This is a genomic window from Brasilonema sp. UFV-L1 (assembly GCF_012912105.1).
Taxonomy (GTDB): domain Bacteria; phylum Cyanobacteriota; class Cyanobacteriia; order Cyanobacteriales; family Nostocaceae; genus Brasilonema.
Genome location: NZ_QMEA01000207.1, coordinates 1 through 9,200 on the forward strand (window position 1 = coordinate 1; position 9,200 = coordinate 9,200).

The following is a 9,200-nucleotide window of genomic DNA, read 5'->3' on the forward strand; positions in this document are numbered from 1 at the left end:
ACCCAAGCGCCCCCTACTTCCCCTATCTCCCCTACTTGCCTTAACCCGGCAATTTTGGCTTGGTCGAGTAATAGGTCTTATCCGTAGGGATGCAACAGAGGACACTAACAGAGGAGTCATTTATTATAGGTAAACTTAGACCACCGAAGGGAGTAATTTTAAAAGTTCTCTCTTGTTTGAATACAACTTGGTATCATTAACGTCAACTCCGAACGATTACACCTTAGACTTGAAGTTTTACTAATCGTGAATTTACGCCGCCTAACTTTATTATTTGATGACTCCGTGTCCAGCTGGGCATTAGAGGCGCGTTTATTGCGCTGGTTAACACTGGTTTGGCTGTTTATGGGGTTAGTCATGCTATTTTCGGCATCCTACGCCGTAGCAGATGTTCGTCATCATGACGGACTGTACTACTTTAAGCGTCAAATCTTGTGGGTACTAGCAGGTTTAATAGTATTCAATATTGTTGTTCATTTAGCTTTGCGTAAGATTTTAAACATATCCCATTGGTTTGTGATACTGCTTTTGGGATTGATTTTCGCTACCCTAATACCAGGATTAGGAAAAAAAGCTTTTGACGCCTCCCGGTGGATCGCCTTAGGACCGATTCCAATTCAACCCTCTGAATTGATTAAACCTTTTTTGGTGTTGCAAAGTGCGCGACTTTTTGGTCAGTGGGAAAACCTAAACCCGCGTGTTCGCTTGTTTTGGATAGGTATTTTTGGTCTCGTTCTCTTAGGTATTTTGGCACAACCCAACTTGAGCACAACCGCATTGTGTGGTATGACGATTTGGTTCATTGCCCTTGCTGCTGGATTACCTTACAAGTATTTGGGAGGAACAGCATTAGGGGGAGTATTGTTGGCAGGACTTAGTATCAGTATTAAGGAATATCAGCGTAAGCGAGTGTTGTCATTCCTTAATCCTTGGGCTGATGCAACTGGGGATGGCTATCAACTGGTACAAAGTTTGCTAGCAGTGGGTTCTGGTAGACAATGGGGTGCTGGATTTGGACTTTCTCAACAAAAGCAGTTTTATTTACCAATTCAGGATACTGATTTTATTTTTGCAGTGTTTGCTGAAGAGTTTGGCTTTGTTGGTGGTGTAGTTCTGTTGTCAATGCTTGCTTTATACGCCACTTTAGGATTAATTGTTGCTCTTAAGGCAAAGCATCCAGTGCATCGACTCGTGGCGATCGGTGTGACAATTTTGATGGTGGGACAATCATTACTCCACATTGGTGTGACTACTGGTGCCCTACCAACAACTGGTTTGCCATTGCCCATGTTTAGTTATGGTGGGAATTCAATGATTGCCAGTTTAATGGCAGCTGGTTTACTCATTCGAGTCGCACGCCAGAGTAGTGAAGCTGAAGTCGTACCGTTGCAAGAAGAAGCTGAAAAAAGACGCAAACGGAAACTTTTTCAAAAGAAATAAGGCTCTTTTTACTAAATTATATGCATACAGATAACTTACTCTTTTCTCTTTCTTTTCCCTCTCTGCGCCCTCTGCGTTCTCTGCGGTTCATTCTATAAATTCTATCTATGACTGAAACTCGACACAACCCAAGCATCTACACAGTTGGCGGTACTGTGCAAGCCAACCAAAATGGTGTCTACATACCCCGCAAAGCAGATGAGGAATTGCTGGCGCTGTGTCGGGAAAATAAGTTTGTGTATATCCTCACCTCACGCCAGATGGGTAAGTCGAGTCTGATGGTGCGGACTGCTGAACAATTGGCAGATGAAGGAATTCAGACGGTTGTGATTGATTTGACTCAGGTTGGCGTGCAGGTGACTGCTGAACAGTGGTATCTGGGGTTACTCACGATTGTTGAAGGAACTCTGATGCTGGATACAGATGTGGTGCAATGGTGGCAAGAACGCTCTCATCTGGGATTTACGCAGCGGTTGACTTCATTTTTTCAGGAGGTTTTGCTGAAAGAGGTTGACTCACCTATCGTGATTTTTGTTGATAAAATTGATACCACACTCAGCCTATATTTTACTGATGATTTTTTTGCGGCTATTCGCTATTTGTATAATGCTCGTTCCCAGAAACCGGAGTTTCAGCGTCTCTCGTTTGTCCTGATTGGCGTGGCAACTCCAGGCGATCTCATCCGCGACCCCAAGAGAACACCGTTCAATAAACTCTCGCCTCGGCGAGTGACGACAAGACAGTGATTCTGTGGAATTTGGATCAAGTTATCGATCTAGATAAGGTAATGGCGTATGGTTGCAAGTGGGTGCGAGATTATCTGAAAACTAATCCTAATGTCAGTAAGAGCGATCGCACTTTGTGTGATGATGTTGGCGATCGTCGGTGAGTTGGGTTGTGGAATGATACGCGTGTTGCATTCATACGTATTACCTCACCCTGCCCTGTCGGGCATCCCTCTCCTTATAAAGGAGAGGGAAAGATTTTTACGCAGTAAAAAGCGAGGGTGAGGTTGGTAGGCAGCGATCGCGCAAAGTACCCGCTTTGGCAGTGGCGATCGCTCTAAAATTCAAAGCCAAGATTCTAAAGATAACGTTCTAAGTTGCTGAATGCGGTCAAAGTCACTATCCGCTGAGGCTACAGTGAGATTGTATTGTACAGCGATCGCGTGTCGATTCAATTTCTTCAATAAGTTGTCGTTTAATAATCACTGTGCTAAAGAAATTGGTAGGTGAGTACTAATTATCGATAAAATTCTGACTAAAAAGTTTAATCGAACAACATATGCAAAGCGTAACAGTACATTACCGTGTTGGAGAAGATGGTATTTTGCATTTAGATGTCCCGATAGGACTCACCAATGCAGAATTAGAAGTGACTGTCACATTTCAAGCTGTAACGTTAACAACTCAACAGAATATACCACAAGGTAAAGGCTGGCCCGCTGGTTTTTTTGAAGAGACTTTTGGAGTTTGTAAAGATGACCCCATAGTCATCGATTCTGAGGGGATTTTTGAAGATGGCGAAGAATTGGCATGAAGTATTTGAATGAACTATCTCTATGATACAAATATTTTTATCTACTATTTGACGGGAGATCATACAGTTTATGAGTTCTTTTCAGAAACTTTTATTAATAAGAATTACGTTGTGATCTCACCGATTGTACGGATGATCGTTACTTTGTTTTTCTGGTTTGTCTGATGACGAGACAGAGGTTATTGAAGATTTATTAAGTCAGTTTGATTCAATTCTGATTTCTAGGAAAATTGAGAATCAAACAATTGCTTTAAAGCGGAAACACAAAATCAAGTTACCGGATGCGGTGATTGCAGCAACAGCTTTATATCAGCAAGCAGTTTTGGTAACTCGCAATTTTCACGATTTCCAGGATATTGCAGAATTAAAGTTAGAGAATCCTTTTGGTGATCAATAAAATAAAAAGATTACCTCCCGTCTGGGTGATTCGTCCCGCATCAGGGCAAAAATTTCATTGGGGATTAATTTCTGCTGCTTCTACATTTCAAGTAAGTTCTAGATATACAAATCAAGTTATTGTAAATAGTATTGCTAATAAACTCGTCACTGTATGAATAAACAACAGTCATCAACTTCTGCCGTGGAAGGCTTTATCTCGTTTCGTGATCATAAAGTGTGGTATCGTATTGTTAAACCGAACCAAGAAGCAGAAGGCAAACTACCTCTGTTGTGTCTTCATGGTGGACCAGGAGTACCCCACGATTATTTGGAACCATTAGAAGCGATCGCTCACACGGGAAGACAAGTTATTTTCTACGATCAATTAGGATGTGGAAATAGCGATCGCCCTACTGACGCAAATTTATATTCCATTGATTTATTTAAAGATGAACTTATAGCCATTCGCAACACTTTAAACTTCAAGCAAATCCATCTTTTTGGACAATCATGGGGTGGTTGTTTGGCACTGGAACATACCCTTTCTCAACCAACTGGTTTAGCAAGTCTAATTTTGGCTAATACACCTGCCAACATTCAGCAATTTGTGACTGAAGCTTATAACTTGATGAATGATCTACCCGCAGATATCCAAGAGATTATTCGTAAACATGAAACCGCTCTTACAACCCAAGACCCAGAATATAAACAGGCTATGGAGGTCTTTAACCATTCTTTTCTCTGTCGTTTAAACCCTTGGCCTAGTTGTTTGACTCAAGCATACAGCAAAGTTGGTACAGAGTTTCGGGGCGCTGGCAAAATCATCGACTGGAATGTTGAAAACCGCTTGAGTGAAATTTCTGTACCGACACTGCTGCTTTCTGGTAAGTATGATGAAGTCACACCAGCTTGTGTAGAAAAATTAAAGCAAGGTATTTCTGGTTCAGAGTGGGTACTTTTTGAAAACAGTTCACATATGCCTCATTTGGAAGAAACAGAAAGATTTGTACAAGTGTTGTCCGAATTTTTGAGTCGAGTAGAACACAATCGCGGCTATCCCCAACTTTAGCAATAAATAGCTCATACCAATTTGCGTTCTGTTGTAGTAGTTCAGGGTTGATGAGATTGCTTCCTTCCACTGCGTTCCAGTCGCAATGACGGAATACCATGTTAGACTGCAACTTGGTATCAACATTGAAATTTGTTGTCCACAAAGTAGGCGATAGCTAGCCCCTTAGGGGGCCTGCGCTAACGCTTGCCTTACTTTGCAAAGTACACGCTACGCGCGTAAGGCAGATTGCCTACTTTGTGAATATCCAAAAAGCAGATTAAATCACTAGTGATTTAACCTCCACAGGCGTGTCAGGTTGGTTTTCCCACTCATTCCAAGAACCATCGTAATTGCGTACATTTTGATAGCCCAGCAAATACTTCAACACAAACCAAGTATGCGAGGAACGTCCCCCTATAGCGCAGTACGTTATCACTTCTTTGTCAGGAGTAACACCTTTGCTGCTGTATAAAGCGTATAGTTCCTCGGCTGATTTGAATGTCTCATCTTCATTCAGGGCTGATTCGTATGGAATATGAACTGCACCTGGAATATGCCCTGCACGTTCTGTTCCTTCTGGTGGCTTCGTGCTGAACCATTCGCCGCTATATTCTTGGGGTGTGCGTACATCCACTAAAACACGATCCAACTTGCCAATACTCGCTTGCACCTGCTCTTGCAATGCACGTATGCTTGAATTAAGATTCTGTGCTGTATATGTTGTTGGCGTGATCACAGGTGTTTGTGTCAACAAAGGGCGTTCTTCTATGAGCCATTTTTTGCGACTACCATTCATGACTCGCACATCATCATGCCCGAATTTTTTTAAAAACCAAAAGACAATAGGTGCGATAGCATTATGATTGCCATAAATCACGACAGTCGTATCATTCGCGATACCTGAACGTCCAAGTAGTTCTTCCAATGCTTTTTTATCAAAATTGAAACGATAATCAGGTTGCAAGATTGTAGTGAATCCGTTCCAGAAGACAGCGCCTCTAATGTGTCCGGAATCATAAGCTGTTGCATCCATGTCCACTTCCACTATACGCACTTTGGGATCATTCAAATGTTCAGCAACCCACTCAGTCTCCACAAGAACTTCAGGATGAGCGTAATTTAACGGTGACACAAGTCGTTGCTCCTGACTCTACAAATGTGATGACACCAGAGTAAAATTGATTCCCCGACTACGCCTAGTCCTCGAACGAGTACACTTTGCAGTCACTGTTCATGTACAAGCACGTCCACGCATGGCGAGCAACTGCATGTACAACTTTCCGAGATGATGACAAACTAACCAGTCATCAAGTCAAACTTTTCTAGTCACTTTAGTAAAATACATGACTTTCTTCAAAACAGAAAAACAGTTAATCTATTAATACTTAAGGGGGATGCAGAATCAGATCTGCTTTGCCACGGGAAGCGAAAGAATGAAAAACTGGATAACAAAAGTCTTAATATATATAGCGTTGTTTTACAACTTGTTGCTAGGATCTCATGACGCAGCCGCTAACGAACTTTCAGGTGTTTACCTACAGCAATTAAATACACTACCGGGAATTGAAAAGTTAGCAATGGCTGACGATCTGCCCAGAGAAAGCAGGAAAGAAGATTTCCGAAGATTTCGAGAGATAATCAGAGGTGCAGATAAGTTAGAGGGACTTTTCACACTTTATCGCAGTAAAGAATCCGACGAAATCTACTGGGAAATTAAGCCAGAACAACTCAATAAAAATTACCTAGGTATCGTGACTTTGGAATCAGGCGTAGGAGAAAGCGGACTTTATAGCGGACTCCCTCTGCAAGATTTCCTCTTCTACTTCCAGCGAGTTAACAATAATTTGCACTTTGTCATTCGTAATGTGAAGTTTCGTACAGAACCAGGTCAACCAGAAGAGCGATCGCTTGCTCGTTCATTTAGCGACTCTGTTCTTTATGCAGTTAATATAGTTTGTATCGACCCATACAGCAAAAATCTTCTTATTAAGATAGACGACCTGCTCATGCAGGATTTTCCCGGATTAACTTCTTTATTAAAATACTCTTTGCAGACCGATTATCAGTTAGAAGGAAGCAAGTCATATTTTGGTGATGTCAACAGCTTTCCTTTCAACTTAGAGATAGATTCGATTTACGGTTTCTCATCACCAGAAGGAGCTAATTTAATAACTTTACCTGACAGCAGGGCACTCACTCTCAAAGTACACTACAGTTTTTCCCAACTCCAAGAAAACAACGGTTACATTCCCAGACTTGCTGACGACAGAGTTGGATATTTCGTTACTGCCTTCCAAAACTTCTCTAATAATATTGGTAAAGAACCATTTGTACGTTACATCAATCGTTGGCATCTTGAACCATCTGATCCAAACGCTGCTTTATCTCCACCGAAAAAGCCGATAGTGTTTTGGATTGAAAATGCCGTACCTTTAGAGTATCGCGATGCAATTCGTGAAGGCGTTTTGATGTGGAATAAAGCATTTGAAAAAGCAGGATTTCAAAATGCTATTCAAGTCAAGCAAATGCCAGATGATGCTGATTGGCAGCCCGCAGATGTACGTTATAATACAATTCGCTGGTTTAATTCTCTAGATGCTGCTTTTGCAAGAGGACCAATGCGCGTCAACCCACTCACTGGGGAAATTTTAGATGCAGACATCATAGTTGATGCGAATATGGTGCGCTTACTTCATCAAGATTATCGCACACTCATAAAAGCAAATTCAGATGACCTCTACCCCATGAGTATCTATGCAAAGTCTGGAGTTAAAACCAGCCAGCACCGCACGATTGAGGATCAAAAATCAACAGTAGAAAATTGGCAATCTTGGTGTAAAGATTCTGACTTGTGCTACAGTATGGAATCTTCTTTTCAAGCAGCTATGGGGGCGCTAACGCTTTCACTCGTAAAAGATGCGACACCAAGTAGTGACCAGATGAAGAACTACGTGCATGAATATCTGCGTTCTCTTATCGCTCATGAAGTCGGACACACTCTTGGTTTACGCCATAACTTTCATGGCAGCACAATGTTAGCGCCCGAAGAATTAAATAACACTGAAATCACTCATACCAAAGGTTTGGTCGGTTCAGTGATGGATTATATACCTGTCAATATCGCACCACAAGGAGTACAGCAAGGCGATTATTTCCCAGCAGTTATTGGTCCCTACGATGAATGGGCAATTGAGTACGGTTACAAAAGATACTCGCACCTGAAGCTTGAGGGTATGACTCCTTTGGCTGAAAAGCCTTTTTTAGAGGAAATAGCTTTAGCATCACCCCAACCAGAATTATCCTACGCCACAGATGAAGATATCTGGGATATCAATCCTCTTGCAAATATCTGGGACATGAGTAGTGATGTGTTAGTTTATTCTCAATGGCAAATGGATAATGCCCGCATGATGTGGCAGCACCTAGATAAGCGTTCTCCATTGAAAAAAGAAAGTTATGGCGACCGACGTTTGTTGTTTACCAAAATACTACAATACTATTTCCGTAATGCCATTTTGCTGACTAAATACATTGGTGGGCAATCTTTTAGCCGTCATCACACTTTAGATGAGACTCATGCTCACTTTGTACCAGTTCCTCTGGAAAAACAGCGTCAAACATTGACAAAGTTGCATGAATATGTATTTGCTGAGGATGCTTTTGATTTCTCACCACAATTGCTAAATCAATTAGCACCATCGCGCTTTTCCCACTGGGGTAACCCGATACCAGTGTACCGTCTCGATTATCCAATTCATGAGCGTATTTTGTACATCCAAAGAGCAATACTGCGAACTTTATTAGATGGCGATCGCCTAAATCGTTTACGAGATTTAGAACTCAAAACTTTGCCAGGAAAAGCCCTCACAATACCAGAACTATTTGACACATTGCAAAAAGATATTTGGACAGAAGTTTTAAACCCTGAATCACATATATCAATATCTAGCATTCGCCGTTCACTGCAACGGGAACATTTGAATATTTTGCTAAGCATGGTGTTGCGTACGACTTATGTTCCTGAAGATGGTCGTACAATAGCTTGGTACGAGTTGCGACAACTACTCAGAGCAATTAATGCTGATTTGAAACAACACAGCGAAAAACTGGATATTTACACGCTAGCTCACTTAGAAGAAAGTGGCGATCGCATTATCAAAGCTCTTAACGCACAACTGCTTTCTTACTAACGCAGGTTTTGGTGGCAACGGGAATTCAGCAAGGGCGAGGGAAACTCGCCTAAACTGTAAAACATTTAGTTTGCATGTGTTTTGGCTGATGGGGAACTCAATGGATTTTAAAAGTGCATAAGCTGATTTGACTGACAACTATTCAACGTTTAGATGAGTGAACAATTAAGTAGGTGGGTACAAATAAAGTCAACTCATTAGTCATTGGTAACAGTTTCAGGTATTTTTACATTTTTTAACGTATTTCTGTTTATTTCTATCTATACTACTTAACTAAATTCATCTTTAACTAACTTAACTAACTATTTTTGTACAAAAACTGTGTTCAAGAACACATAACATCATGAAAAAAATTTTAATATTATCAGCTAATCCTAAAAATACAGATAAATTGCGCCTAGACCAAGAAGTGCGGGAAATTAAAGCGGCTATCAAACGTGCTAACAATCGAGAGCAGTTTGAAGTCGTTACCTCCGAGGCGGTACGAGTTGAAGATTTGCGCCGTGCATTGTTGGAATACCAACCGGCGATCGTTCACTTTTCTGGGCATGGTTCAGGTAGCACTGGCTTAGCTTTAGCTTAAGCGGCTAGAAGCCCCGCAC

At 41.4% G+C, this 9,200-nt stretch carries 9 protein-coding genes; 8 read left to right on the forward strand and 1 reads right to left on the reverse strand.

Annotated elements, in window-relative coordinates:
* The first annotated feature begins 246 nt into the window (after nucleotides 1-246).
* The 6 genes from DP117_RS32155 (at nucleotide 247) to DP117_RS32180 (ending at nucleotide 4,426) form a co-directional block, all read left to right on the forward strand.
* A complete protein-coding gene (locus DP117_RS32155; RefSeq protein ID WP_169222232.1) occupies nucleotides 247-1,440 on the forward strand; it encodes an FtsW/RodA/SpoVE family cell cycle protein in 1,194 nt (397 codons plus the stop codon).
* A gap of 107 nt (nucleotides 1,441-1,547) precedes the next feature.
* Nucleotides 1,548-2,186 (forward strand): AAA-like domain-containing protein, encoded by a 639-nt coding sequence (locus DP117_RS32160; RefSeq protein WP_248277933.1) that lies wholly within the window; start codon nucleotides 1,548-1,550, stop codon nucleotides 2,184-2,186.
* Nucleotides 2,183-2,329: a hypothetical protein gene (locus tag DP117_RS32165; RefSeq protein ID WP_169222233.1), complete on the forward strand. Its 147-nt coding sequence runs from the start codon at nucleotides 2,183-2,185 to the stop codon at nucleotides 2,327-2,329. Before DP117_RS32160 ends, DP117_RS32165 begins: the two co-directional genes overlap by 4 nt.
* A gap of 395 nt (nucleotides 2,330-2,724) precedes the next feature.
* Complete coding sequence (locus DP117_RS32170) at nucleotides 2,725-2,979, forward strand: hypothetical protein (protein WP_169222234.1); 255 nt, start codon at nucleotides 2,725-2,727, stop codon at nucleotides 2,977-2,979.
* A gap of 157 nt (nucleotides 2,980-3,136) precedes the next feature.
* A complete protein-coding gene (locus DP117_RS36750; protein WP_248277934.1) occupies nucleotides 3,137-3,376 on the forward strand; it encodes a type II toxin-antitoxin system VapC family toxin in 240 nt (79 codons plus the stop codon).
* 153 nt (nucleotides 3,377-3,529) lie between these two features.
* A complete protein-coding gene (locus tag DP117_RS32180; RefSeq protein WP_169222235.1) occupies nucleotides 3,530-4,426 on the forward strand; it encodes a proline iminopeptidase-family hydrolase in 897 nt (298 codons plus the stop codon).
* Between the two features lie 259 nt (nucleotides 4,427-4,685).
* Here DP117_RS32180 and DP117_RS32185 read toward each other — a convergent pair whose 3' ends face one another.
* Nucleotides 4,686-5,540 carry a sulfurtransferase gene (locus DP117_RS32185; protein ID WP_169222236.1) on the reverse strand — a complete coding sequence of 285 codons (855 nt, stop codon included), beginning with the start codon at nucleotides 5,538-5,540 and terminating at the stop codon, nucleotides 4,686-4,688.
* A gap of 301 nt (nucleotides 5,541-5,841) precedes the next feature.
* On the opposite strand from DP117_RS32185, the gene DP117_RS32190 reads away from it, so the two are divergent.
* On the forward strand, nucleotides 5,842-8,598 hold the full coding sequence (locus tag DP117_RS32190) for a zinc-dependent metalloprotease (protein WP_169222237.1): 2,757 nt from the start codon (nucleotides 5,842-5,844) through the stop codon (nucleotides 8,596-8,598).
* 343 nt (nucleotides 8,599-8,941) lie between these two features.
* A complete protein-coding gene (locus tag DP117_RS32195) occupies nucleotides 8,942-9,181 on the forward strand; it encodes a CHAT domain-containing protein (protein WP_248277935.1) in 240 nt (79 codons plus the stop codon).
* Nucleotides 9,182-9,200: the final 19 nt, after the last annotated feature.

Bases quoted from the DNA above. Each gene is read 5' to 3' on its own strand.
- DP117_RS32160 (WP_248277933.1), top strand. From the start codon at position 1,548: ATGACTGAAACTCGACACAACCCAAGCATCTACACAGTTGGCGGTACT.
- DP117_RS32170 (WP_169222234.1), top strand. From the start codon at position 2,725: ATGCAAAGCGTAACAGTACATTACCGTGTTGGAGAAGATGGTATTTTG.
- DP117_RS32180 (WP_169222235.1), top strand. From the start codon at position 3,530: ATGAATAAACAACAGTCATCAACTTCTGCCGTGGAAGGCTTTATCTCG.
- DP117_RS32190 (WP_169222237.1), top strand. From the start codon at position 5,842: ATGAAAAACTGGATAACAAAAGTCTTAATATATATAGCGTTGTTTTAC.
- DP117_RS32195 (WP_248277935.1), top strand. From the start codon at position 8,942: ATGAAAAAAATTTTAATATTATCAGCTAATCCTAAAAATACAGATAAA.